Here is a 24,789-nt window from a genome sequence, read left to right on the forward strand (position 1 = left end):
GGGCGGCCCGTTGACACGCGTGACGCGGCGGGACAGGGTCCGGTACTGGTTCGACCGGACGATGTCGAAGGGGACGCCCGCTCTCATCGGCTGGCTCGGGCTCGCGTCCGGGGCGCTGGTGCTCGTGGTGGCGACCGCGGCGGTCGTGATCGCACCCGACGACAGCGAGTCCAACGGCCACTGGCCCGGCATGGTCTGGCGCAGCCTGCTGCGCACGCTCGATCCCGGGACGATGGGAGACGACGCCGGCACCGCGCCGTTCCTCGGCCTGATGCTGGTCTCGACCATCGGCGGGATCTTCATCGTCAGCTCGCTCATCGGCGTGCTCACCACCGGCCTGGAATCGAAGATCACCGAGTTGCGCAAGGGCCGGTCGCGGATCGTCGAGCACGACCACACGGTGCTGCTCGGCTGGTCCGAGCAGGTCTTCACCGTGGTGGCCGAGCTCGTGGAGGCCAACCAGAGCCGGCGCAGGTCGTGCGTGGCGATCCTCGCCGACCGCGACAAGGTCGAGATGGAGGACGCCATCCGCGCCCGGGTCGGCGACCTCGGACGCACCCGGATCGTGTGCCGCACCGGCGACCCGCTGAAGGTCGCGGACGTGGAGCTGGTCAGCCCCGGCACCGCGCGGTCCATCATGGTGGTCGCACCGGAGGTCGAGGAGTCCGACGCCCGCGTCATCAAGGTGCTGCTGTCGCTCGGCGCCCGCCCCTGGGGGCGGGGCCGCCCGCACGTGGTCGCCGCCGTGCACGACTCTGCGAACCTGCCCGCCGCCCGGCTCGCGGGCGGTCCCGCCGCGCACGTCATCGACGCCGACGACGTGGCGATCCGGCTGATCGTCCAGTCGCACCGCCAGTCGGGCCTGTCGCAGGTCTGCACCGACCTGCTGGACTTCGCCGGGCACGAGTTCTACATGCGCGCCGAGCCGGCCCTGGCGGGCATGCCGTTCGGCGCCTCGCTGTCGGCCTACGACCTCGGCGTCCCGGCCGGGCTGCGGCGGGCGGACGGGACCGTGCTGCTGAACCCGCCGATGGACACCGCGATCCGCTCCGACGACGAGGTCATCGTCCTGGCGGAGGACGACCTGCTGATCCGGCTGGCCACCGGGCCCGCGCCGCCCGTCCGGGAGGCGGCGATCACCACGGCGACCGCGCGGCACCCGGTGGCCGAGCGCACGCTGATGCTCGGCTGGAACCACCGCGCACCGAAGATCATCGAACTGCTGGACGAGTTCCTCGCCCCGGACTCGGCGCTGGTCGTGGCCGCACCGCGCGAGGACCCGACCGGGGCGCTGCCCCCGGCGACCAACCTCAGGGTCGACTTCGTCCGGGCGGAGCCGACCGAGCGTCCGGCGCTGGAGTCCCTCGACCTCGGCTCCTTCCAGCGGGTCATCGTGCTGTCGGACGCCCGGCAGGACCGGGAGCACGCCGACGCCCGCACCCTCGTCACGCTGCTGCACCTGCGCGACATCGAGGACGGGCTCGGCGACCCCTTCGCCATCGTCAGCGAGATCAACGACGACGCCAACCGGGAGATCGCGCAGGTCACCAAGGCCGACGACTTCGTGGTCAGCGAGAAGCTGATCAGCCTGATGCTGACCCAGCTGAGCGAGAACCGGCACCTGTACGAGGTGTTCGCCGACCTGCTCGACCCGGCCGGTTCGGAGATCTACCTCAAGCCGGCCTGCGACTACCTGGCGCCGGACGCCGAGGCCGACTTCGCGACGCTGATCGAGTCGGCGCGGCGGCGCGGCGAGGTCGCGCTCGGCTACCGCCTGACGGAGCGGTTCCACGAGCCGCCCGGCTACGGGGTGGTGCTGAACCCGGACAAGACGGCGCCGCTGACGCTGTCGGCCGACGACCGCGTCATCGTGCTCGCCGAGAACTGAGCGGGGCCCCGCAGGGTGTCGGCTGGGGCCGCGCGCGGCGTTGCGGGGCGCGGGGTCATCGCAGCGGCGGGCCGAGATCGTGCCCGGCCCGCACGGCGCCGGCGACGCGCTCGCGCAGCGCCAGCTCGGCCCCGCGGGCGTCCTCGGCCATCCCGCGGATCTCCTCGCCGGCCATCGCGTCCCCGACGGTGCTCGCCAGCAGGTCCCGGTAGCGGGCGTTCTGCTCGGGCAGCCCCCGCAGGACGCCGGACTCGTGGTAGGCGTCGTCGGCCTCGGCCGCCCGTCGCGCGTAGGCCTCCAGCGCCTCGATCCGCCCGGTGACCGAGCTGATCGACAGCTCCAGGGCGCGGTCCTGCGGCTCCAGCAGGGCCCGGACGCGCGCCGAGAGGCGTTCCGGCTCCTGGGCGCGGCGCTCCCGGCGCAGCCGCGTGTGCTCGGCGAGGACGCCCGCGATCGCCCACTCCTGCCGCGGCAGGACGACCGAGTTGTTGATGTCGTCGAGCAGCCCGGCGCCGTGCGCCCGCGACCCGAGCACGGCGTCGACGGCGCGCTGGGCGCGGACGAGGAGCCCGGAGGCGGGCTGGTCGAAGTCGGCCGGCAGCAGGTAGCGGCCGTGGTGCTCGCGCGCGGCGCGGGCGGCGGCGGGCTCCCGGACGTACCGCAGCGCCCCGGCGACCCAGCCGGCGAAGCTCGCGGCCGCGAGGACGACGGCGGCCTCCACCTGGCCGAGCAGCAGCAGGAGGACCTGCAGGGCCGGGGTGAGCATCATCGCGAGCACGGGCAGCCTCCCCCAGCGCACCGCGCCGCCCACCAGCTCGTCGTCGTCCAGCGAGGCCACGAAGCACACGCGCAGCCACCCGCCGGGCAGGACGCCGTAGAAGAGCGCGAAGGCCGGGATCCACACCAGCCGTGCCGCGACCGTGGCGCCGCGCAGCCGCGGGGGCGCGGGAGCGGGCAGGCAGGCGGGGACGAGCCGCTCGGGTGCGGCGGCCAGCAGGGCGCGCTCCTCGCCGATGCCGGGATCGAACACCGGGCGGGGACGGTATCGCTCGGTCATCGCCACTCCCTCCGCGTCGGGAACCCTGTGCCGGGCGGTTCCGAGCCTTCCACGCGGGACCCGGACCTCTCCGGGTTGTCACGAGATCCGGACATTCCTGCCGTCTCCAGGCATCCCTCCTCCGGTACCGGCTAGTCCTGCAGCTCCGCCCAGATCTCCCGGTCGCGCTCGGCCGTCCAGATCCGGGGGCGTTCGATGCCGTCCAGCTCGTCCCAGAGGCGGGAGACGTCGAAGGGCAGGCAGTGCTCGAAGATCGGCCAGCCGCCGTAGGCCGGGGCCAGCGCCGCGTGCACGGCGGCGAACGCGTCCCTGAGGGCACCGCCCTCCCGCCGGACCCGTTCGACCTCGCCGATCATCGTGGTGAGGAAGTCGCGGGTCTGCCCGACGGCGGCCTGGACCGCGTCGCGGCCGTGCGCGACGGCGCCGCGCCCGCCGACGAGCGTCTCGGCTCCGAAGGAGTGGACGTGGTCGAGCGTGCCGGACGCCCACTCGCGGTGGAACGCGTCGCCGGTGTAGAGCGCGGCCTGGGTCTCCACGAGGTCGCCGGCGAACAGGATCCGGTGCCGGGGCAGCCACGCCACGATGTCGCCCTCGGTGTGGCCGCGCCCGCAGTAGGCCAGGTCGAGGTCGCCGCGGTCGCCGCCGAGGTCGATGGTGAGGGTGCCGGAGAACGTCGCGGTCGGCCAGGTGAGCCCCGGGATGCCGTCCGGGTCCTTGAACAGCCGGGGCATCCGGCCGTACTCCGACTCCCAGTCCTGCTCGCCGCGCTCGGCGATCAGCGCGCGCGTCAGGTCGTGCGCGACGACCACCGGGGCGCCGAACGCGCTCGCGCCGAGCGTCCGGACGGCGTGGTAGTGCGACAGGACCAGGTAGCGGATGGGCTTGTCGGTGTGCTCGCGCAGGACGGCGAGCCAGTCGCGCGCGGCGGCGGGCGTGGCGAGGGCCTCGAAGCAGACGAGGAAGTCCTCGCCCTCGACGGCCCCGACGTTCGGGTCGCCCTCGGCCGTGAGCGCGTACACCCCGTCGGCGAGGATCTCCAGCGTCTGCGCCTTGTCGCCCCGGTCGGCGGACGACGCGAACGGTCTCGGCATGGGCGCCCCCTCGCGGTCGTGGCCCCGGCCTCTTCACCTGCAGTGTGGTTCATTCCACGCAGAGCGGTCGATAACCGTCTCACTCCTCGGGGAGGGACGCCCGGGCGGGGGTAGGAGGGATCTCAAGCGACGCCGCGCGCGTGAGGAGGATTCCCAGGTGAACGCCGCGCTCGGACTGCTGGCCGTCCTCGTGCTGACCGCCGCGACCGGCTACTTCGTGGCGCAGGAGTTCGCGTTCGTCACCGCGGACCGCCCGGCGCTGGACCAGCGGGCGGCGGAGGGCGACCGGGCCGCGGGGCGCGCGGTGCGGGTGATGGGCCGGCTGTCGTTCATGCTGTCGGGCGCGCAGCTCGGCATCACGGTCACCGCGCTGGTCGTGGGCTTCATCGCCAAGCCGGCCCTGGCCGACCTGATCGCGCCGGTGCTGCGCGCGGGCGGGGTCCCGGACGCGGCGTCCGGCGGGGTGGCGGTCGCACTCGGGTTCGTCCTGGCCACCGTGATCCAGATGCTGCTGGGCGAGCTGTTCCCCAAGAACCTGGCGCTGGCGAGGGCGGAGTCGCTGGCCCGCGCGCTGGCCGGGTCCACGCTGGTCTACCTGACCGCGGCCGGCCCGCTGATCCGGCTGTTCGACGTGTCCGCGAACCGGCTCGTCCGCGCGGTGGGCATCGAGCCGGTGGAGGAGCTGCGGCACGGCGCGACGCTGGAGGAGCTCGGTCACATGATCGGCGAGTCCGGGGAGCAGTTCCAGGCGGGCCACGCCGACCTGCTGGAGCGGGCCCTGGTGTTCTCCGAGCGGGACGCCGAGCAGGTCATGGTGCCCCGCGTCGACGTGGTGACCGTCCCGGCCACGGCCCGCGCCGCCGAGGTGAGCGACGTGATCGCGGCGAGCGGGCACACCCGCTACCCCGTCCTCGGCGAGGGCGTCGACGACGTGGTCGGGGTGGTCGGGCTGGAGGAGCTGGTCGCCCTCGGCCCGGCCGCCGCCGCGCGCACCGAGGTCCGCGCGCTCGCCCGGCCGCCGCTGCTGCTGCCGTCGTCGCTGCCGCTGCCGGAGGTGGTACTGCGGCTGCAGGGCGCCGGCGAGCCCCTCGCCTGCGTGGTGGACGAGTACGGCGGCTTCGCCGGCATCCTCACCTGGGAGGACGTCGCCGAGGAGCTGGTCGGGGAGATCGCCGACGAGAACGAGCCGGGCGAGGACCTCGCGATCCGCAGCGGCGAGTGGTGGACGACGGACGCGGGGCTGCGGATGGACGAGGTCGCCCACGAGACCGGCATCGCGCTGCCGGAGGGCGACTACGAGACCGTCGCCGGCCTGCTGATGAAGCGGCTCGGCCGGGTCGCGCGGCCGGGCGACGTCGTCCGGGTGGGACTCGCGCCGGCCCGGCTGGACGAGCCGGCCCGCACGGCCGTGGTGGAGGTCCTGACCGTCCACCGGCACGTGCCGGAGCTGATCCGCATCCGCACCGTGGAGGAGGGCCGGTGAACCTCGGGCTGGGCGTTCCGGTCACGCTGGCGCTGCTGGCGGGCAACGGGTTCTTCGTCGCCGCCGAGTTCGCACTGGTGGCGGCGCGGCGGCCGCGGCTGGAGCGGGCCGCCGCGCGCGGCGGGCGGGGGGCGGGCGCGGCCGTCGCGGGCATCGACGAGCTGTCGCTGACCCTCGCGGGGGCGCAGCTCGGCATCACGATGTGCTCGCTCGGCCTCGGCCTGGTGTCCGAACCGGTGTTCGCGGGGGCCCTCACGCCGCTGTTCCACTCCGCCGGGCTGCCGGAGGGCGCGGCGCACGCCGTCGCCTTCGTGCTGGCCCTGGCGCTCGTGACGTTCCTGCACATGGTCGTCGGCGAGATGGCGCCGAAGTCGTGGGCGATCGCCGACCCGGAGCGCTCCGCAAGCGTCCTGGGCCTGCCCTTCCGCGCGTTCGCGACCGTCGTGCGCCCGCTGCTCGCGGCGCTGAACGGCGCGACGAACCTGCTGCTGCGGCTGGTGGGCGTACGCCCGGCCGACTCGCGGGAGGTGTCGCGCACCCCCGAGCAGCTGCGCAGCATCGCCCAGGAGTCGCGGCGGCTGGGCCTGATCGGGCAGAGCGAGCTGACGCTGCTCACCGCCGCGCTGGACGCGCCGCGCGCCCCGCTGGCCGGCCTCGTCGTGCCGGTCTCCGACATCGTGTCGGTCCCGCCGTCCGCGACGCCGCAGGAGGTCATCGACGCCGCCGCCCGCACCGGCCGCCTACGGCTCATGGTGCGGGGCTCCGCGCGGCCGGGCCAGGCCCGCATGGTGCACGTCCGGGACGCCTTCGTGGCCCGCGCGCGAGGCCGCGCCACCCCGGCCGGGCAACTGGCGCGCCCCGTCCCCGCCATGCCGGTCGGCACGCCCGTCGGCGAGGCGGTCGCCACGTTGAAGGCGGGCCACAGCCACCTCGGTCTCGCCGTCGCGCCGGACGGGCGCGTCGCCGGCCTGGTCAGCCTGGACGACCTGCTCACCACGCTGCTGGCGGTGCGCTGACCCCTCGGGGGCGTCAACGTTGGTTGACAGGTTCCGGATGTCAACCTACATTGACATCCATGAGCGATGGAGTGACGCTCGCCCAGGAGGCGAGCAGCCGGGATCCCGCGGTGGGGCTGCGGGCCGTGCGCGCGCTGCGCGAGCTGGCCGAGCGGCTGGAGGCGCTGCAGGTCGCCAGCGCCCGCGACCAGGGGTGGTCCTGGCAGGAGATCGCGGTCTGCCTCGGCGTGAGCCGGCAGGCCGTCCACAAGAAGCACGGCTCCGGCCGCCGCCTACTCAAGAAGGAGCAGTAGAGGATGTTCGAGCGTTTCACCGCGGACGCGCGGCAGACGGTCACCGGAGCCCAGGCCGAGGCGCGGGCGCTGCGCGACCGCCGCATCGGCACCGAGCACGTCCTGCTCGCCCTGGCGGGCGCCGAGGACGCCACGGGACGGGCGCTGCGCGAGCACGGGCTCGCCCCGGACGACCTGCGGGCCCGGATCGTCCGCGTCGACCGCGCGGGCGGCGACGTCCTCGACTCCGACGCCCTGCGCAGCATCGGGATCGACCTGGACGCCGTCCGGGAGGCCACCGAGCAGAGCTTCGGCGAGGGAGCCCTGGACGTGCCGGCCGGGAAGCTCGACCGGTTCCGGCGGGGCCACATCCCCTTCACGCCCCAGGCCAAGAAGGCGCTGGAGCTGAGCCTCCGGCACGCGCTCCGGCTCGGCCAGAAGGAGATCCGCAGCGGTCACCTCCTGCTCGGCGTCCTGCACGACGGCGACTTCCCGTCGGTGCGGCTGGCCACCGAGGCCGGGGTGGACGTCGAGGCACTGCGCGCCGAGGTTTGCCGGCTGCTGACCTCCAAAGCGGCCTGATCAACCCGGCGGAACCCGCCGGGACGCTCTCCGGCCCACCCTGACCGCCCGGTCAGCCGAAGGCGCCGGTGAGGGCGCCGACGCAGGCGGCGCCGCGGGCGGGATCGTAGGGGAAGCGCCGTTTGCACTCGCCCGAGACCCACGGCGGGGGCGTATGGCGGGCCCGCGGCGGCTTGCGCGCCGCGGGCCTGTGGTGCCGCCGCACGGGGCGGTGGTACCGGCGCGGCGGGGCGGCGTGTCCGCCGCGGCGGGCACGCTTCTTGTGCCCGGCGTGGTGGCGGGACGGGTTCGCACGGGGCTCGGCCACGTCCCGTCCCGGCGGCGGCGACGAGGCGGGCGACGGCGCGGCGGACGACGCCGGCGCGGTGACGCGGTCGGCCGGGCGGGCCGGCGCGAGCCGCGTCGCCCCGTAGGCGATGACGAGGAGCAGCCCCGCGGCGAGGGCCAGCGCCGCGATGACCACCGACAGGCGGCTCGGGCGGCGGACGGGCGGCCGGGGCTCGCCGCGGGTGAACCCGGCGGGCGGAAGGCTGGAGGAAAGGCGCACCCCACGATGGTCACGCTGCGCAGCCGTCCGGACACGGAGACGCGCCGCAACCGTTGCCACCTCGATACATTGCCCGGACCTTCCGGACGGCTCCGCGACCACGCCGGACTTCGCGGCGGGCCCGCTAGCCGCCGGTCGGGGCTACGGTGAAGCGGCGCAGGCCGAGCGCCGGGTTCTTCGCGCGGACGGCCTTGACGCGCTCGGGCGAGACGTCCCCGGACACGACCCCTGTCCCCTCCCCCAGCGCGGCCACGACGACGCCCATCGGGTCGACGACCATGCTGTTGCCGGCGCCGGTCGGGGCGCACTGGTCGGCGGCCGCCACGTAGATCGTGTTCTCGATCGCGCGGGCCCGCACCAGCGTCCGCCAGTGGTCCTCCTTGAGCGGCCCCGGCACCCACTCGGCCGGCAGCGCCAGGACGTCGGCGCCGGCGTCCACGATCCGCCGCGTCACCTCGGGGAACCGGACGTCGTAGCAGGTCTGCATGCCGAACGTGACGCCGTCGACGGCGAAGGTCCGCGGTTCGGCGATCTCGCCGGGCCGCACCAGCGCCGACTCCTCGTACCCGAACGCGTCGTACAGGTGGATCTTGCGGTACTCGGCGACGACGTCCCCGCCGGGGTCGACGGCGACGAGGGTGTTGGAGATGCGCTCCGGGTCGTCCAGCCGCTCGTTCACGCCCGCGACGACGTGGACGCCGTGGCGCCGGGCCAGGTCGCCGAGGCCGGCCACGAACGGGCCGTCCAGGGGCTCGGCCGAGTCGACGATCCGCCGGTCCAGCCTCGGCGCGGTGAACATGGCGAACTCCGGCAGGACCACCACCCGCGCGCCGTGCCCGGCCGCCTCGGCGGCCAGGCCGCCGATCGCGGCCAGGTTCTCGTCCTTGTCGGTTCCGGGCGCGAACTGCGCCACCGCGACCCGCACCATACGCCGCCTCCTACATCCGGTCGACGCCGGTCACCCGGACGACGGCCTCGCCCTCCTGGTCGGAACCCGCGAGGTCGACCTCGGCGCTGACGCCCCAGTCGTGATGCCCCTCGGGGTCGTCGAACACCTGCCGGACGCGCCACAGCGCGTCCTGCGGGACCTCCTCGATCTGCAGCAGCTTCGGCCCCCGCGCGTCGGGCCCGGTGAGCAGCTCGTCGTGCTCCTCGAAGTAGCGGTCCATCGCCTGCGCCCACGCGTCGGCGCCGAAGTCGGGGTCCAGGCCGCCCAGCTCGCCGTAGCGCTCCAGCGCCGCCAGCTCCACCCGCCGGAACATCGCGTTGCGCACCAGCACCCGGAACGCGCGCGCGTTCGCGGTGACCCTGGTGACGCGCTCCTCGATCGGCTCCTCCAGGTCCCCGGCGGCGGGGTTGGCGAGCTGCTCCCACTCGTCCAGCAGGCTGGAGTCGACCTGCCGGACCAGCTCGCCCAGCCACTCGATCAGGTCGATCAGGTCGTCGGTCTTGATCGACTCCGGGACGGTCTGCTGCAGCGCCTTGTAGGCCCCCGACAGGTACCGCAGGACGAGCCCCTCGCCCCGCGCCAGCTCGTAGTGACCGATGTACTCGGTGAACGTCATCGCGCGCTCGTACATGTCGCGCACGACCGACTTCGGGCGCAGCGGGTGGTCGCCGACCCAGGGGTGCCCGGCCCGGTAGATCTCGTAGGCGGCGCCGAGCTCGTCCTCCAGCGGCTTCGGGTGGTCGACGTCCTGGAGCAGCTCCATCCGCTCCTCGTACTCGATGCCCTCGGCCTTCATCTCCTGGACGGCCTCGCCCCGCGCCCGGTTGACCTGCGCGGCCAGGATCTGCCGCGGGTCCTCCAGCGTCGCCTCGATCACCGACAGCACGTCCAGCGCGTACGACGGCGACGCGGGGTCGAGGATCTCGAAGGTCGCGAGCGCGAACGTCGACAGCGCCTGGTTGAGCGCGAAGTCCTCCTGGAGGTCGACGGTGATGCGCGCGTGCCGGCCGGCGTCGTCCGGCTCGGGCAGCACCTCGACGACGCCGCCCGCGAGCAGCGACCGGTAGATCGCGATGGCGCGGGAGATGTGCCTGCGCCGCGCCGCGGGCTCCTCGTGGTTGTCGGTCAGCAGCCGCTTCATGGCCTGGAACGCGTTGCCCGGCCGCGCGATCACCGACAGCAGCATCGCGTGGCTGACCTGGAACCGGGACCGGAGCATCTCCGGCTCGGCCTCCTGCAGCTTCGCGAAGACGTCCTCGTCCCAGCCGACGAACCCCTCCGGCGCCTTCTTGCGCTGGACCTTCCGCCGCTTCTTCGGGTCGTCGCCGGCCTTGGCCAGGGCCTTCTCGTTCTCCACCACGTGCTCGGGCGCCTGCGCGACGACGAAGCCGACCGTGTCGAACCCGGCCCGTCCCGCCCGTCCGGCGATCTGGTGGAACTCCCGCGCCCTGAGCCGCCGCACCCGGTGCCCGTCGTACTTGCTGAGCGCGGTGAACACGACGGTCCTGATGGGGACGTTCACCCCCACTCCCAGGGTGTCGGTCCCGCAGATGACCTTCAGCAGCCCGGCCTGCGCGAGCCGCTCCACCAGCCGCCGGTACTTGGGCAGCATCCCGGCGTGGTGGACCCCGATGCCGTGCCGGACGAACCGCGACAGGTTGCGTCCGAACTTCGTGGTGAACCGGAAGTTGCCGATCAGCTCGGCGATCCGCGCCTTCTCCTCCTTGGTGCACACGTTGATGCTCATCAGCGCCTGCGCCCGCTCGATCGCCGCCGCCTGCGTGAAGTGCACCAGGTACACCGGCGCCTTCTGCTCGGCCAGCAGTTCCTCGATCGTCTCGTGCAGCGGCGTCACCCGGTAGTCGTAGATGAGCGGCACGGGCCGCTCGGCCGACGTCACCAGGGCCGTCGGCCGTCCCGTCCGCCGCGTCAGGTCCTTCACGAAGAACGTGACGTCCCCGAGGGTGGCCGACATGAGCAGGAACTGGGTCTGCGGCAGTTCCAGCAGCGGTATCTGCCACGCCCAGCCCCGCTCGGGCTCGGCGTAGAAGTGGAACTCGTCCATCACGACCACGCCGATGTCGGCGTCCGCGCCGTCCCTGAGCGCGATGTTCGCCAGCACCTCGGCCGTGCAGCAGATGATCGGCGCGTCCGCGTTCACGCTGGCGTCGCCCGTCATCATCCCGACGTTGTCGCGCCCGAACATCTCGCACAGGTCGAAGAACTTCTCCGACACCAGCGCCTTGATCGGCGCCGTGTAGAACCCGACCTGGTCCTTGGCGAGCCCCGCGAACAGCGCCCCCGCCGCCACCAGGCTCTTACCCGATCCGGTCGGCGTGGACAGGATCACGTTCGCGCCGGAGACCACCTCGATGAGCGCTTCCTCCTGGGCGGGGTACAGCGTGATCCCGCGCCCCGACACCCACCGTTCGAACGCCTCGAACAGCGAGTCGGCGTCGGTGTCGTTTCCGGAAGGCAGCTCATCGATAAGGCTCACCCCTCCATCCTGCCCCCGATCACCCACTGCCCGCGCCGGGCGATGCCCCGCCCCCTAGACCAGCCCGTGGCCGTACTTCTCCAGGAGGGGCCGGAGGTCGGGCTCGCCGAACGACTCGCGCATCGCCTCGAACACGGGGACCTTCTCCTCCCCGTACCGCCGGACGTGGCCGGCGTAGGCGGCGGCGGACACGAAGGTCGGCGGATCGGTCTTGCTGTGGAACTTGTCGGCGTACATGACGAGCCGCTCCTCGCCGCTCACGGCCACGTAGTCGCCGGCGGGCACGGGAAGCCGCTGCCGCACGATGTCGTCCCGGGTCAGCCCCACCCCGGTGTGGCACGAGCAGAACCGGCAGATCTCCTCGGGGAACCCCTCGTCCCGGAGGATCGCGTGACCGAGCACCCCGTGCCGGACGTAGCCGCTGTGATCGAGCGCCCCGGACGGGCCGTACAGCCGGTAGACGCCGAGGTCGTGCAGCAGGCACCCGGCCCGCACGAGGTCCGCGTCGACCGCGAGCTCCGCCCCGTCCATGATCCGCTCGGCGATCTCGCACACGATGACGCAGTGCGTCCACACGGTCTCGAACGCCGCCTCCCCGGGCGCGTACCGCTCGTGCAGAGCCCGGATCTCCTGGTCCCCCGGAATCTCCACCCCACGACCCTAAGCCCGGGCGCCCGCGCGGGTGGTTAGGGACGGACCGTGCGGCAACAAAGGGCTGAACGAATCGAGGAGCACGAGAGGAGCCGGGCGGATGGCCAAGAAGGAGCCGGAGGAGCAGGGCCCGGGGGCCAGTTCCGGGCTGGAGGACCAGCCGCACGAGCGGGTCGTCCCGGGCAGCGAGAGCGCCGAAGAGGGATACGAAGGGGACGCCGAGAGCGGAACCCGCGACGGCAATCCGATCGCGGGTGTGGAGCTGGACGCGGACGACGAGGGATGAGCTGAGGCCGCGTCGCCGTAGTCACGGCCGCCTGTGTCAGGGCCGCCTGTGTCACGGCGGCCTTTGCGTGGCCGCCACTGTCACTGGGCCCGCTCGGAGACCTGGGAGGCCGACCTCGGTCGGCCTCCCCGGCGGGTCCGGGAGGCCGGCCGTCAGGCGCTCACCTCGGTGCGGTCGCCGCCCCAGAGGGTGTGGAAGGAGCCGTCGCGGTCGGTGCGGCGGTAGGTGTGGGCGCCGAAGAAGTCGCGCTGGCCCTGCGTGAGCGCGGCCGGCAGGCGGTCGGCGCGCAGGGAGTCGTAGTAGGCCAGGGCGGTGGAGAAGCCGGGCACGGGGACGCCGAGGCGCGCGGCGGTGGCGACCACCTCGCGCCAGGCGTCCTGGGCGTCGCCCACGGCCTCGGCGAAGTGGTCGTCGGTCAGCAGCGTCGGCGTGTGCGGGTCGGCCTCGTAGGCGGCGCGGATGCGGTCCAGGAAGCGGGCCCGGATGATGCAGCCGCCGCGCCAGATGGTGGCCATCGCCCCGAGGTCGATGTTCCAGCCGTACTCGGCGCTGCCCGCCTGGATCTCGTGGAAGCCCTGCGCGTACGCCACGATCTTGGAGGCGTACAGCGCCTTCTCCACGGCGTCGGGGAAGCCCGGGTCCGCGACGGCGGTGCGGGACGGGCCGGGCAGGTGCCGCGCGGCCTCGCGCAGCGCGGCGTGGCCGGAGACGGACCGGGCGAACACGGCCTCGGCGATGCCGCCGACGGGGACGCCGAGGTCGAGGGCCGTCTGCACGGTCCAGCGGCCGGTGCCCTTCTGCTCGGCCTGGTCGAGGACGACGTCCACGAACGGCCTGCCGGTCGAGGCGTCGGTGTGCGCGAGGACCTCGGCGGTGATCTCGATCAGGTAGGACTCCAGGCGGCCGGTGTTCCAGGTGCGGAACACCTCGGCGATCTCGGCGGGCGCGAGTCCTGCGGCGTGCCGCAGCAGGTCGTAGGACTCGGCGATCAGCTGCATGTCGGCGTACTCGATGCCGTTGTGCACCATCTTCACGAAGTGCCCGGCGCCGTCCGGGCCGACGTGCACGCAGCAGGGGGTCCCGTCGACCTTGGCGGAGATGTCCTCCAGCAGCGGGCCCAGCGCCTCGTAGGACTCGGCGGAGCCGCCCGGCATGATGCTCGGGCCGTGCAGCGCGCCCTCCTCCCCGCCGGAGATGCCGGTGCCGACGAAGTGGACCCCGCGGTCGCGCAGCGCGGACTCGCGGCGGCGGGTGTCGGCGAAGTTGGCGTTGCCGCCGTCGACGATCATGTCGCCGGGCTCCAGCAGCGGCGCGAACTCGTCGATGACCGCGTCGGTCGGGCCGCCCGCCTTCACCATGACGACCAGCCGCCGGGGCCGCTCCAGGGACTCCACGAACTGCTCCGGCGTTTGCGCTGGCAGGAACGTTCCCTCGCCGCCGAACTCCTCCACCAGCGCCTTGGTCTTGGCGTACGTGCGGTTGTGCACGGCCACGGGATGCCCGTGCCGGGCCAGGTTGCGGGCCAGGTTCCGTCCCATCACCGCCAGTCCGGTGACACCTATTCGCGCCTTCTGCATTGGCTCACTCCTCCTCGTGTGCGACCCTGACCAAGGGGTTGTACGCGGCTCATGATCCCCCCGTTCGAGCGCCCGGGCCCGCATGCCCGCGCTCGGCGCGGGAACGGGTCGCGCGTTGAGGACCACTTTCGATGGTGCCATCTACCAGGGGGTGCGATGCTGGGACTGCCGGACGAGGCGGCCGCGTGTCTTTTCGATCTCGACGGGGTGCTGACCCGGACCGCGGCCGTTCACGCGGCGGCGTGGAAGGAGATGTTCGACGGCTACCTGCGCGAGCGGGCGGAGCGGACCGGTGAGACGTTCACCGAGTTCGACCCCGTGCGCGACTACGGCCGGTACGTCGACGGCAAGAGGCGCGAGGACGGGACGCGCTCGTTCCTGGAGTCGCGCGGCATCTCCCTGCCCGAGGGCGATCCGGACGACCCGCCCGAGAAGGAGACCGTCAGGGGCCTCGGGAACCGCAAGAACGCCCTCGTCCTGAAGCTCATCCAGGAGAAGGGCGTCGAGACGTTCGACGGGTCGATCGACTACGTCCGCAAGGCGCGCGAGGCCGGCCTGAAGACGGCCGTGGTCTCCTCCAGCGCCAACACCGTCCAGGTCCTGCGGACGGCCGGCATCACCGACCTGTTCGACGCGCGCGTGGACGGCGTCGTCGCCGCGGAGCGGAACCTGCCCGGCAAGCCCGCCCCGGACACCTTCCTCGCTGGAGCCGAGGAGCTGGGCGTCCCGGCGGACAAGGCGGTGGTCTTCGAGGACGCGCTCGCCGGCGTCCAGGCGGGGCGGGCCGGACGGTTCGCCTACGTCGTCGGCGTCAACCGCGTCGGCGACGAGCACGCGAAGGAGCTCGCCGAGCACGGCGCCGACGTGGTGGTCGACGACCTGTCCGAGCTGCTGGAGGCGCCGTGAGCGAGCGCGAAGGCCGGACCGGCGCCGACCGGCCCGTGTTCTCGGTCGAGCCGTGGTGCGTGCGGGAGCCGGAGCTGCGGCTGGACCGGCTGGCCCAGACCGAGTCGGTGTTCGCCCTGTCCAACGGGCACGTCGGCATGCGCGGCAACCTCGACGAGGGCGAACCGCACGGGCTCCCCGGCACCTACCTGAACTCCTTCTACGAGCAGCGGCCCCTGCCGCACGCCGAGACCGCCTACGGCTACCCCGAGATGGGCCAGACGGTCATCAACGTCACCAACGGCAAGGTGATCCGGCTGCTCGTCGACGACGAGCCGCTCGACGTGCGCTACGGCCGCGTGCACCACCACGAGCGGATCCTCGACCTGCGCGCGGGGACGCTCACGCGGCACGTGGAGTGGACCTCCCCGGCCGACCGGAGGATCAAGGTGACCTCGGTCCGGATGGTGTCGCTGACCCAGCGGGCCGTCGCGGCGGTCTGCTACGAGGTCGAGCCGGTGGACGAGGCGGTCCGGGTGGTCGCCCAGTCGGAGCTGGTGGCCAACGAGGCGCTGCCCGGCGGCGGCAAGGACCCGCGCGCCTCGGCGATCCTGAGCAGCCCGCTCGCCGGCGAGGAGCACGTCGCCAACGGCACCAAGGTGCTGCTGCTGCACCGGACGCGGCAGAGCGGCCTGCGGATGGCCGCCGGGATGTCGCACGACATCGAGGGCCCGGAGTCGATGGCGATCGACACCGAGAGCTCCAAGGACGTGGGGCGGCTGACGGTCGCGACGCGGCTGGAGCCGGGGCAGCGGCTGCGCATCGTCAAGTACATCTCCTACGGCTGGTCGAGCCGGCGGTCGCGTCCCGCGCTGCACGACCAGGTGGTCGGGGCGCTGGCGGGCGCGCGGCAGACCGGCTGGCAGGGCCTGCTGGACGAGCAGCGCGAGTACCTCGACGACTTCTGGGAGGGCGCGGACGTCGAGGTCGACGGCGACGCCGAGATCCAGCAGGCGGTCAGGTTCGGGCTGTTCCACGTCCTGCAGGCCGGCGCCCGCGCGGAGCGCCGCATGATCCCGGCCAAGGGGCTGACCGGGCCGGGTTACGACGGGCACACGTTCTGGGACACCGAGACGTTCGTGCTGCCGGTCCTCACCTACACATCCCCCGGCGCCGCGGCGGACGCCCTCGGCTGGCGGCACATGACGCTGCCGCTGGCCCGGGACCGTGCCAATCAGCTCGGCCTGGAGGGCGCGACGTTCCCGTGGCGGACGATCCGCGGGCACGAATGCTCGGGTTACTGGCCCGCCGGCACCGCCGCGTTCCACATCAACGCCGACATCTCCGACGCCGTCGTCCGGTACGTGGACGCCACGCAGGACGAGCAGTTCGAGCGGGAGATCGGCCTGGACATCCTGGTCCAGACGGCCCGGCTGTGGCGGAGCCTCGGCCACCACGACGTGGGCGGGGTGTTCCGCATCGACGGAGTCACCGGCCCCGACGAGTACAGCGCGGTGGTGGACAACAACGTCTACACCAACCTGATGGCGCGCCGGAACCTCCAGGAGGCCGCCGAGACGGCGATGCGCCACCCGGACGTGGCCGACCGGCTCGGCGTGAACGCCGAGGAGGCGGCGTCGTGGCGGGACGCGGCGGCGGCGATGCTCATCCCCTACGACGAGCGGCTCGGCGTCCATCCGCAGAGCGAGAGCTTCACCAACCACGCCCGCTGGGACTTCTCGGCGACCAAACCCGACCACTATCCCCTGCTGCTGAACTACCCCTACTTCGACCTCTACCGCAAGCAGGTGGTCAAGCAGGCGGACCTGGTGCTCGCCCTGCACCTGTGCGGGGACGCGTTCACCGACGAGCAGAAGGAGCGCGACTTCGCCTACTACGAGGGCCTGACCGTCCGCGACTCCTCGCTGTCGGCGCAGACGCAGGCGGTCGTCGCCGCCGAGGTCGGCCAGCTGGAGCTGGCGCACGACTACCTCGGCGAGACCGCGCTGATGGACCTGCACGACCTCAACCACAACACCCGCGACGGGCTGCACATCGCCTCGATGGCGGGCGCGTGGAGCGGGCTCGTCGCCGGGTTCGGCGGGATGCGTGCGGGCAGGGGCACGCTGCGGTTCGCGCCGCGGCTGCCCGGCGGGATCAGCCGGCTGGCGTTCCGGATGCGGTACCGGGGCAACCGGATCAAAGTCAGCGTGACCGGCGAGGCGGCCCGCTACGAGCTGCTGGACGGCCGGGGCCTCACGCTGTGGCACCACGGCGAACGGTTCACCCTCGCCGACGAGCCCGTCGAGCTGCCGATCGAGCAGATCCCGGTGCGCCCGCCGGTGGCGCAGCCGGCGGGGCGGGAGCCGGCCCCCCGGCGCATCGACCCGCACGGGCGCGACCCCCGCCGCCGCTAGGCGGGGCCGCTCCCCGGTTCGCAGACGGGCGCGCAACCGTTCGCCTGGGAGGTCCGCGCCCCGTCCGCCGGGCGGGACGCGGGCTCCCCGGCGCCGGCCGGTACGAGCAGGCGGCGCGGTCCCGGTCCCTCGTCCCCGAGCCGGTCGTAGGGGTTGGCGAGCGCGCACTTGTTGATCGACAGGCAGCCGCAGCCGATGCAGTCGGTGAGGTCGTCGCGCAGCCGTTCGAGCTGCCGGATTCGCGCGTCGAGGTCGCCGCGCCACGTCTCCGAGAGGCGCGCCCAGTCCGCCACCGTGGGGGTGCGCTCCTCGGGGAGGGTGGCGAGCGCGTCGCGGATGTCACCGAGCGGGATCCCGACGCGCTGCGAGACCTTGATGAACGAGACCCGGCGGAGCGTGTCCCGGCTGAACCGCCGCTGGTTGCCCGCCGTCCGGCGGCTCCTGATCAGCCCCTTGGACTCGTAGAAGTGCAGGGCCGAGACGGCCACGCCGCTCCGCTCGGCGAGCTGCCCGACGGTCAGTTCGTGCACCCGGTGCTCCAGCCGCGTCATGCACGGCATCCTACGCGTTCCTCAACTGCGCTTGAGGTAGTGCCCGTAGGCCCGGCGCGGGGCCGGGGTCAGTAGTGGGGAGCGGGGCTCGTCCCGCCCGGTCGCTCGGCCGCCTGGCCGAGCCGGCGCAGCCGGAACGCCGCGCCGACCATGGCGGCGCCGGTCAGGACGGCCAGCAGCCCGATCAGCCAGACGATGGCGATCGCGCCGGAGACGGGCCACGCGAACAGCATGATCCCGAAGATCAGCGAGACGGCGCCGGTGAGCACGTACGCCCACTCGCCCTTCAGCTCCTTGCGCATCGCGAGCGCGACCCCGATCTCCAGCACGCCGGTGGCGACCGCCCAGGCGGCGATCAGCATCAGCAGGACGAACGCGGTGATGCCGGGCCACACCAGCGCCGCGATGCCGAGCGCGACCCCGGCGGCCCCCGACAGGGCCAGCACGCCGCGCGGCGCGCCGGACGTGCCGCGGATCGCCTGCGCCACCGCGAACACGCCGTCCACCAGGGCGTACGCGCCGAACAGCACCACCAGCGCCCAGACCGTGATGCCCGGCCAGACCCAGGCGACGATGCCGAAGATGATCGCGAACGTGCCGCGCAGCGCGAGCACCCACCAGTGGCGGGTCATCAGGTCGAACATGCCGGCCTCCCTGGGACTGGGACTCCTCCAGTGTCGGCCCCCGCTCCCTGTGGAGAACGTCAAGGCCGGTCGCGAACTTCGCAAAGTTCGCGACCGGCCCGTGCGCTCCGGCCGCGGCCCGGCTGCGCCCGCGCGTCAGTTCTCCAGGCGGCGTACCAGGTCGTGGTACTCGTCCCACAGGGCCTTCGGCGTGTGGTCACCGAACTTCTCGAAGAACTCCGGCACCAGCGCGGCCTCCTGCTTCCACACCTCGGTGTCGACCGACAGCAGCGTCTCCAGGTCGGCGTCGTCCAGGTCGAGGCCCTCGGTGTCGAGCGCCTCCCTGGTCGGCAGGTGCCCGATCGGCGACTTGACCGCGTCGGCCTTGCCGTTGAGGCGCTCGACGATCCACTTCAGGACGCGGCTGTTCTCGCCGAAGCCGGGCCAGACGAACGCGCCGTCGGCGTTCTTGCGGAACCAGTTGACGTAGTAGATCCGCGGGAGCTTCTCCGGGTCCGTCGCCTTGCCGATCTCCAGCCAGTGGCCGAAGTAGTCGCCCATGTTGTAGCCGCAGAACGGCAGCATCGCGAACGGGTCGCGGCGCAGTTCGCCGACGGCGCCCTCGGCGGCGGCGGTCTTCTCGGACGCGACGTTGGCGCCGAGGAACACGCCCTGCTGCCAGTCGAACGACTCGGTGACGAGCGGGACCGCTGAGGCGCGGCGGCCGCCGAACAGGATCGCCGAGATGGGGACGCCCTTCGGGTCCTCCCACTCGTCGGCGATGATCGGGCACTGCCCGGCCGGGGTGGTGAAGCGGGCGTTCGGGTGGGCGGCCGGGCTCGTGGAGTCCGGCGTCCAGTCGTTGCCCTTCCAGTCGGTCAGGTGCGCGGGCGGCTCGTCGGTGAGGCCCTCCCACCACACGTCGCCGTCGTCGGTGAGGGCGACGTTGGTGAAGATGCTGTTGCCCCACAGCGTCCTGACCGCGTTGGCGTTGGTGCTCTCACCGGTGCCGGGCGCGACGCCGAAGAAGCCGGCCTCGGGGTTGATGGCGTAGAGGCGGCCGTCGTCGCCGAAGCGCATCCAGGCGATGTCGTCGCCGATCGTCTCGACCTTCCATCCGGGGATGGTCGGCTCCAGCATGGCGAGGTTGGTCTTGCCGCACGCCGAGGGGAACGCGGCGGCGACGTAGCGGGTCTCACCGGTGGGCGGCGTCAGCTTCAGCACGAGCATGTGCTCGGCCATCCAGCCCTCGTCGCGGGCCATCGTCGAGGCGATGCGCAGCGCGTAGCACTTCTTGCCGAGCAGCGCGTTGCCGCCGTACCCGGACCCGTAGGACCAGATCTCCCGGGTCTCGGGGAAGTGCGTGATGTACTTGGTGGAGTTGCACGGCCACGCGACGTCCTCCTGGCCCGGCTCCAGGGGGGCGCCGACGGAGTGGACGGCCCTGACGAACGACCCGCGCTCCTCGATGAGACGCAACGCGCCCTCGCCCATCCGCGTCATGATCCGCATGGACACGGCGACGTAGGCCGAGTCGGTGATCTCCACGCCCAGCTGCGAGATGGTGCCGCCGAGCGGACCCATGCAGAAGGGCACCACGTACATGGTGCGGCCCTTCATGCAGCCCTCGAACAGGCCGCCGAGGGTCTCCCGCATCTCGCCGGGCGCGGTCCAGTTGTTGGTGGGACCGGCGTCCTCCTGCCTCTCGGAGCAGATGAACGTCCGGTCCTCGACGCGGGCGACGTCGGTGGGGTCGGAGGCGGCGTGGAAGCTGTTGGGCCGTTTGGCCGGGTCGAGCCGCGTCAGGGTGCCCTGCTCGACGAGGAGGCCGGTGAGCCGCTCCCACTCCTCCTCGGAGCCGTCACACCACTCGACCCGGTCGGGTGCGGTCAGCTCGGCGATCCCGCGTACCCACTCAATCAGTTCGGTGTGGCCGGTAGGGGCCTGGTCGAGGCCGGGGACCTGGTTGGACACGGGCGTCTCCTTCAGCTGTTCGCGAGATGTTTGCATGATGAACAAGACCCGTCGTTTTTGCCATTTGGTCTGGACCAATCCCGTCCGCTTTTGGGGCATGATGCCCGATTTTGTGAGGGATATCACTGGGAGGTGCCGTCGACCGGCCGCACGCGCCCGCCGGGCGGTGCGGGGGCGTTCAAGCTGGGTAAACGTGGGTCTCGGTGGCCTTCACGGCCGCCCATATGGGGCTGCCCTCCGACAATTGGAGCTCCGCGACCGCCGCCTGAGTGATGTCCGCAACCGCGTCGAAAGGCGGGCCCGACAGCCGTACCCGGACGCGGTCCCCCTGCCGTTCGATCGCGCCGACACGGGTGCGCCAGAGGTTGCGCGGGCTACCGTCGGGACGGGTCCGGTACAGCGCCACCGAAGATGGCGCGAAGGCGATAAACACCTCACCTGCGAGTGAGTCGACACTGTCGAGGGTTGCGCCGCCGCCCAGCACCACCGTGCCTGCCTCGGCCCTGCCCCGGTACAGGTTCAACCCGACCAGGCGCGCGACGTAGTCGGTGCGGGGGCGGCGCGCGACGTCGGCCGGGGTCCCCTGCTGGACGAGCCGGCCGCCCTCGACGACGACGAGGCGGTCGGCGAGCACCATGGCGTCCAGCGGGTCGTGCGTGACGAGCACGGCGGCGCGTGCGAACCCGGCGAGGTGGCGGCGCAGCGCGGCCCTGATCTCCAGCCGGGTGTGCGCGTCGAGCGCCGCGAGCGGCTCGTCCAGCAGCAGCAGGCGCGGGTCGACGGCCAGCGCGCGGGCGAGGGCCACCCGCTGCGCCTGCCCGCCCGACAGGGCCCGCGGGCGCGCGGACGCGTGCTCGGCGAGCCCCACCCGCTCCAGCCAGCCCGTAGCGATCCGCCGGGCGGCGCGGCGCCCGGCGCCCTGGCAGCGCGGCCCGAACGCGACATTGTCCAGCGCCGTGAGGTGCGGGAACAGCAGGTATTCCTGGAAGACCATGCCGATGCCGCGGCGGTCGGGCGCCAGCGGGCGCAGGTCCGCCCCGTCCACCCGCACGTGCCCGCCCGCCATCGGCACGAGCCCGGCCAGGGCGCGCAGCGCGGTGCTCTTGCCCGCGCCGTTCGGGCCGAGCAGCGCCACGACCTCACCGGGCCCGGCGGTGAGCGCGAAATCGAGGTCGAACGCGGCGCGGCGCACGACGAGCCGGGCGTCCAGCCCCCGGGGGCCGCTCCCCGCCCGCGCCCCGGCCGCTCCGCCCACCTCCCCGCCTCCGCTCATCCCGCGCCGCCCACCCACCGGTCCCGGAGCGCGGCCAGAACGGCGACCGAGACGGCGAGCAGGACGAGGCTGAGCACGATCGCCGCCTGCGGGTCGGTCTCCAGCGCCAGGTACACCGCGAGCGGCATCGTCTGCGTGCGGCCGGGGAAGTTGCCCGCGAAGGTGATCGTCGCCCCGAACTCGCCGAGCGCCCGCGCCCAGCACAGGATCGCCCCGGCAGCGACGCCCGGCGCGACCAGCGGCAGCGTGACCCGCCGGAAGATCGTCCAGCGGCCGGCGCCGAGGGTGGCGGCGGCCTCCTCGTAGCGCAGGTCGGCGGCGCGCAGCGCGCCCTCCACGCTGATCACCAGGAACGGCATCGCCACGAACGCCTCGGCGAGCACCACGCCGGCGGTGGTGAACGGGAACGTGAGGCCGAAGGCGCGGTCCAGCCACCCGCCGACCAGCCCGCGCCGTCCGAGCACCAGCAGCAGCGCGACGCCGCCGACCACCGGCGGCAGCACCAGCGGCACGGTCACCAGGGCCCGGACGAGCCGGACGCCGGGGAACCGGACCCGGGCGAGCGTCCAGGCGAGCGGGACGCCGAGCAGCAGGCACAGGCCGGTGGCGAGGGTGGCGGTGAACAGCGAGAGCCTGAGCGCCTCCAGGACCTGGGTCTGCAGGAGGCGTGTACCGAGCGTCGACCACGGCGCCCTGACGAGCAGGCCGAGCAGCGGCAGCACCAGGAAGGCGAGCCCGAGCAGCGCGGGCGCGAGCAGCACCCAGGGCGGCCTGCCCGGCAGCCGGTCCGCCTTTCGCGCCGCCCGGGACGCCCGCCGCGGTCGCGTCACGGCCCCTCGAAGCCCGCCCGGCCCAGCACCGACCTGCCCTGCTCACCGGTCACCAGCTGGATGAACTCCCTGGCGAGCGCGCTGTGCGGCGCCTTGGCGACCTCGACGACCGGGTAGTCGTTGATCGCCCTCGCGGCCTCCGGGAACTCGATGCCCGTGACCTTGCCACCGGCGGCCCTCACGTCGGTGCGGTAGACGAGCCCGGCGTCGGCCTCCCCCAGCCCCACCTTCGTCAGGACGGCCTTGACGTCCTTCTCCCGCGACACCGGCTCGACCTCGACCCCGGCCGCGGCCAGGGCCGTCTCGGCCGCGGCGCCGCACGGCACCTGGACCGCGCACAGCACGACCTTCAGCCCCGGCCCGTCCAGGTCGCCCACCTTCGCGACCTTGCCGGGGTCCCCCTTCGGGACGGCGATGACCAGGCGGTTGCGAGTGAACACCCGCGGCCGCCCCGAGGCGTCCCCGGCGCCGGTCACCGTCTTCATGGTGGCGGGGCTCGCGGCCGCGAACACGTCCGCCGGCGCACCCTGCGTGATCTGCTGCGCCAAGGTCGAACTGCCGCCGAACTGGAACCTGACCCTCACCCCGGGACGCGCGCCCTCGAACGTCTTCCCGAGCGCGGTGAACGCCTCGGTGAGCGAGGCCGCCGCGAACACCGTCAGGGTCGTGCCGCCGCCCGGCCTGCCCGTCCCGGAGGAGCCCTCGCCGCCGGCGTCGCCGCAGCCGGCCAGGACGGTGAGCGACAGCACCGCCACCGCCGCAGTGCGCTTGAACACGCCGCCTCCTCAGCCCTGGTCCGGCACTTCGACGACGACGTTCGTGGACTTGACCACGGCGTCGGCGACCACGCCCGCCTCCAGACCGAGGTCGTCGGCCGCCTCGCGGCTCATCAGCGACACGACGCGGAACGGCCCCGCCTGGATCTCGACCTGCGCCATCACCCCGTCCCGGAGGACGTCGGTGACGATCCCGCGCATCCGGTTGCGCGCCGAGGAGAAGCGTTCGGCCTGGCCGGACGGGCCGCTGCCGCGCGCCTGGTCGCGCACGAAGGCGGCCAGCTCGGCCCCCGGCACGCGCCGGTGCCCGTGCTCGTCCCGGGACGCGGGAAGCCGGCCTCCGTCCACCCACCGGCGGACGGTGTCCGCGCTGACCCCGAGCAGCGCGGCGGCCTCACTGATCCTGAACGTCGTCACCCGGAAAAGCTTAGACAGCCGCATATGCAAGGGGAAGACCGGCAAGAAGCTTGATGCTGCGATATCTCTCTCTTGAGACGCCTCGCAGGTGCGGTAGGCGAATCCCTGCCTTCCCCACCGCTCGCCGCGGATGTCACCATCTACTTACATCCCCCGACCGCGAGGAGGACCCGTGACGGCACAAGACCCCGCGACCCTGGTGATCGAACGGCACGGGACGGCGAGCCTGCGCTCCCGGGCGGTCTCGGCGGGCGTCCGGCGGCTGGTCCGGCCCGGCCTCGCCCGGTTCGCGGGCCGGCCGTTCGACGACCGGGCGCTGCGGCGCGCCGCGCTCCTCGACCGGCTCGCGGCGCGGGCCGGGACGCCGCGGCGCATCCGCGTGGAGAAGGTCCGCTTCGACGGCTTCGGCGGCGAGTGGGTGTCGGCGCCCGGCGCCGCCCCGCCGCGCGACAAGGCGATCCTCTACCTGCACGGCGGCGGCTGGATCTCCTGCGGCCTCAACACGCACCGCCGGATGATCGCCTCGTTCGCCGCCGCGTCCGGCGCCACCGCGCTGTCGGTGGACTACCGGATGATCCCGGTGGTCCCGTTCGAGCGGGAGGTCGAGGACTGCGTCACCGCCTACCGGTGGCTGCTGGAGGAGCGGGGGATCGACCCCGGGCGCATCGTGATCATGGGCGACTCGGCGGGCGGGCACCTCACCTTCGCCGCGGCGCTGCGCGCCCGCGAGGAGGGTCTGCCCATGCCCGCGGCGCTCGCGGCCCTCTCCCCCATGCTCGACATGGACCTGGCCGGCAAGCTCGCGCACGCCAACATGGGGCTCGACCCCTCCGACCCCGGGGCGCTGCTGGAACGCCTCGTCGAGGGGTTCCTCGGCCATCTCGACCTCACCGACCCCGCGATCTCCCCCGTCCGCGCCGACCTCGCGGGGCTGCCGCCCGTCCTGCTCACCGCCGGGTCCACCGAGCTGCTGTACTGCGACTCCGAGCTGATGGCGCGGCGGCTCGCCGAGGCCGGGGTCCCGGTCACGCTCCAGGTGTGGGACCGGCAGCTGCACGTGTTCCAGCTGTTCGGGCCGTACCTGCCCGAGTCGCGCGCGGCGATCGCCGCGCTCGGCGCGTTCGTCCGCGACGCGCTGGACGGCTGA

The 24,789-nt window shown here is 73.4% G+C and carries 23 protein-coding genes; 9 read left to right on the plus strand and 14 right to left on the minus strand.

Going from position 1 to position 24,789, the window contains the following annotated elements; genetic code table 11:
* Positions 1 to 10 precede the first annotated feature (10 nt).
* A complete protein-coding gene (locus CHC11_RS14090) occupies positions 11 to 1,888 on the plus strand; it encodes a CASTOR/POLLUX-related putative ion channel (protein WP_245919197.1) in 1,878 nt (625 codons plus the stop codon).
* 55 nt (positions 1,889 to 1,943) lie between these two features.
* On the opposite strand, the gene CHC11_RS14095 is transcribed toward CHC11_RS14090, so the two are convergent.
* Positions 1,944 to 2,945: a hypothetical protein gene (locus tag CHC11_RS14095; protein WP_089312173.1), complete on the minus strand. Its 1,002-nt coding sequence runs from the start codon at positions 2,943 to 2,945 to the stop codon at positions 1,944 to 1,946.
* Positions 2,946 to 3,076: 131 nt separating this feature from the next.
* The gene (locus tag CHC11_RS14100) at positions 3,077 to 4,036 is read right to left on the minus strand and encodes an MBL fold metallo-hydrolase (RefSeq protein ID WP_089312174.1); all 960 of its coding nucleotides are present in this window, start codon (positions 4,034 to 4,036) and stop codon (positions 3,077 to 3,079) included.
* Positions 4,037 to 4,193: 157 nt separating this feature from the next.
* On the opposite strand from CHC11_RS14100, the gene CHC11_RS14105 reads away from it, so the two are divergent.
* From CHC11_RS14105 to CHC11_RS43870, 4 genes are read left to right on the plus strand one after another with little or no spacing between them, the layout of a single operon-like run.
* Entirely contained in the window at positions 4,194 to 5,519 is a 1,326-nt protein-coding gene (locus tag CHC11_RS14105) for a hemolysin family protein (RefSeq protein ID WP_089312175.1), read from the plus strand.
* Positions 5,516 to 6,535 carry a hemolysin family protein gene (locus CHC11_RS14110; RefSeq protein WP_089312176.1) on the plus strand — a complete coding sequence of 340 codons (1,020 nt, stop codon included), beginning with the start codon at positions 5,516 to 5,518 and terminating at the stop codon, positions 6,533 to 6,535. The genes CHC11_RS14105 and CHC11_RS14110 overlap by 4 nt, the downstream gene beginning before the upstream one ends.
* A 59-nt stretch (positions 6,536 to 6,594) precedes the next feature.
* A complete protein-coding gene (locus tag CHC11_RS14115; protein ID WP_179278852.1) occupies positions 6,595 to 6,828 on the plus strand; it encodes a helix-turn-helix domain-containing protein in 234 nt (77 codons plus the stop codon).
* A 3-nt stretch (positions 6,829 to 6,831) separates the two neighbouring features.
* Positions 6,832 to 7,389 (plus strand): Clp protease N-terminal domain-containing protein, encoded by a 558-nt coding sequence (locus CHC11_RS43870; protein WP_089312178.1) that lies wholly within the window; start codon positions 6,832 to 6,834, stop codon positions 7,387 to 7,389.
* Between the two features lie 52 nt (positions 7,390 to 7,441).
* Here the strand turns inward: CHC11_RS43870 and CHC11_RS14125 are convergent, their stop codons facing one another.
* From CHC11_RS14125 to CHC11_RS14140, 4 genes are all read right to left on the minus strand, one after another.
* Positions 7,442 to 7,936, minus strand: a complete 495-nt coding sequence (locus CHC11_RS14125) for a hypothetical protein (protein WP_089312179.1) — start codon at positions 7,934 to 7,936, stop codon at positions 7,442 to 7,444.
* A 124-nt stretch (positions 7,937 to 8,060) separates the two neighbouring features.
* Positions 8,061 to 8,864, minus strand: a complete 804-nt coding sequence (locus tag CHC11_RS14130; protein WP_089312180.1) for a carbon-nitrogen hydrolase family protein — start codon at positions 8,862 to 8,864, stop codon at positions 8,061 to 8,063.
* 10 nt (positions 8,865 to 8,874) lie between these two features.
* On the minus strand, positions 8,875 to 11,382 hold the full coding sequence (locus CHC11_RS14135; RefSeq protein ID WP_089312181.1) for a DEAD/DEAH box helicase: 2,508 nt from the start codon (positions 11,380 to 11,382) through the stop codon (positions 8,875 to 8,877).
* Between the two features lie 54 nt (positions 11,383 to 11,436).
* On the minus strand, positions 11,437 to 12,033 hold the full coding sequence (locus CHC11_RS14140; protein WP_089312182.1) for an HD domain-containing protein: 597 nt from the start codon (positions 12,031 to 12,033) through the stop codon (positions 11,437 to 11,439).
* A gap of 100 nt (positions 12,034 to 12,133) precedes the next feature.
* Here CHC11_RS14140 and CHC11_RS14145 point away from each other — a divergent pair, with 100 nt between their 5' ends.
* Positions 12,134 to 12,319 carry a hypothetical protein gene (locus tag CHC11_RS14145; RefSeq protein ID WP_089312183.1) on the plus strand — a complete coding sequence of 62 codons (186 nt, stop codon included), beginning with the start codon at positions 12,134 to 12,136 and terminating at the stop codon, positions 12,317 to 12,319.
* A gap of 152 nt (positions 12,320 to 12,471) precedes the next feature.
* On the opposite strand, the gene gndA is transcribed toward CHC11_RS14145, so the two are convergent.
* Positions 12,472 to 13,896 (minus strand): NADP-dependent phosphogluconate dehydrogenase, encoded by a 1,425-nt coding sequence (gene gndA / locus CHC11_RS14150; RefSeq protein WP_089312184.1) that lies wholly within the window; start codon positions 13,894 to 13,896, stop codon positions 12,472 to 12,474.
* A 156-nt stretch (positions 13,897 to 14,052) separates the two neighbouring features.
* Here gndA and CHC11_RS14155 point away from each other — a divergent pair, with 156 nt between their 5' ends.
* A complete protein-coding gene (locus CHC11_RS14155; RefSeq protein ID WP_089312185.1) occupies positions 14,053 to 14,802 on the plus strand; it encodes an HAD family hydrolase in 750 nt (249 codons plus the stop codon).
* Complete coding sequence (locus CHC11_RS14160) at positions 14,799 to 17,198, plus strand: glycoside hydrolase family 65 protein (protein WP_089312186.1); 2,400 nt, start codon at positions 14,799 to 14,801, stop codon at positions 17,196 to 17,198. Before CHC11_RS14155 ends, CHC11_RS14160 begins: the two co-directional genes overlap by 4 nt.
* On the opposite strand, the gene soxR is transcribed toward CHC11_RS14160, so the two are convergent.
* The 7 genes from soxR to CHC11_RS14195 all read right to left on the minus strand — a co-directional run bounded on the left by soxR (position 17,195) and on the right by CHC11_RS14195 (position 23,642).
* Positions 17,195 to 17,749, minus strand: a complete 555-nt coding sequence (gene soxR, locus CHC11_RS14165) for a redox-sensitive transcriptional activator SoxR (protein WP_089312187.1) — start codon at positions 17,747 to 17,749, stop codon at positions 17,195 to 17,197. The genes CHC11_RS14160 and soxR overlap by 4 nt on opposite strands.
* A gap of 68 nt (positions 17,750 to 17,817) precedes the next feature.
* Positions 17,818 to 18,393 carry an HdeD family acid-resistance protein gene (locus CHC11_RS14170; protein ID WP_089312188.1) on the minus strand — a complete coding sequence of 192 codons (576 nt, stop codon included), beginning with the start codon at positions 18,391 to 18,393 and terminating at the stop codon, positions 17,818 to 17,820.
* A gap of 135 nt (positions 18,394 to 18,528) precedes the next feature.
* Positions 18,529 to 20,346, minus strand: a complete 1,818-nt coding sequence (locus CHC11_RS14175) for a phosphoenolpyruvate carboxykinase (GTP) (protein ID WP_245919199.1) — start codon at positions 20,344 to 20,346, stop codon at positions 18,529 to 18,531.
* A 178-nt stretch (positions 20,347 to 20,524) separates the two neighbouring features.
* A complete protein-coding gene (locus CHC11_RS14180; RefSeq protein WP_089312573.1) occupies positions 20,525 to 21,619 on the minus strand; it encodes an ABC transporter ATP-binding protein in 1,095 nt (364 codons plus the stop codon).
* Positions 21,616 to 22,449: a molybdate ABC transporter permease subunit gene (gene modB, locus CHC11_RS14185; protein ID WP_089312189.1), complete on the minus strand. Its 834-nt coding sequence runs from the start codon at positions 22,447 to 22,449 to the stop codon at positions 21,616 to 21,618. Before modB ends, CHC11_RS14180 begins: the two co-directional genes overlap by 4 nt.
* Positions 22,446 to 23,225: a molybdate ABC transporter substrate-binding protein gene (modA, locus tag CHC11_RS14190; protein WP_089312190.1), complete on the minus strand. Its 780-nt coding sequence runs from the start codon at positions 23,223 to 23,225 to the stop codon at positions 22,446 to 22,448. The genes modB and modA overlap by 4 nt, the downstream gene beginning before the upstream one ends.
* Positions 23,226 to 23,234: 9 nt before the next feature.
* Positions 23,235 to 23,642, minus strand: coding sequence for a TOBE domain-containing protein (locus CHC11_RS14195; protein WP_089312191.1), 408 nt, complete (start codon positions 23,640 to 23,642; stop codon positions 23,235 to 23,237).
* A 172-nt stretch (positions 23,643 to 23,814) separates the two neighbouring features.
* Between CHC11_RS14195 and CHC11_RS14200 the strand changes: the two genes are divergently transcribed.
* Positions 23,815 to 24,789 carry an alpha/beta hydrolase gene (locus tag CHC11_RS14200; protein WP_089312192.1) on the plus strand — a complete coding sequence of 325 codons (975 nt, stop codon included), beginning with the start codon at positions 23,815 to 23,817 and terminating at the stop codon, positions 24,787 to 24,789.

This window comes from Actinomadura mexicana (assembly GCF_900188105.1).
In the GTDB taxonomy this organism is placed as follows: domain Bacteria; phylum Actinomycetota; class Actinomycetes; order Streptosporangiales; family Streptosporangiaceae; genus Spirillospora; species Spirillospora mexicana.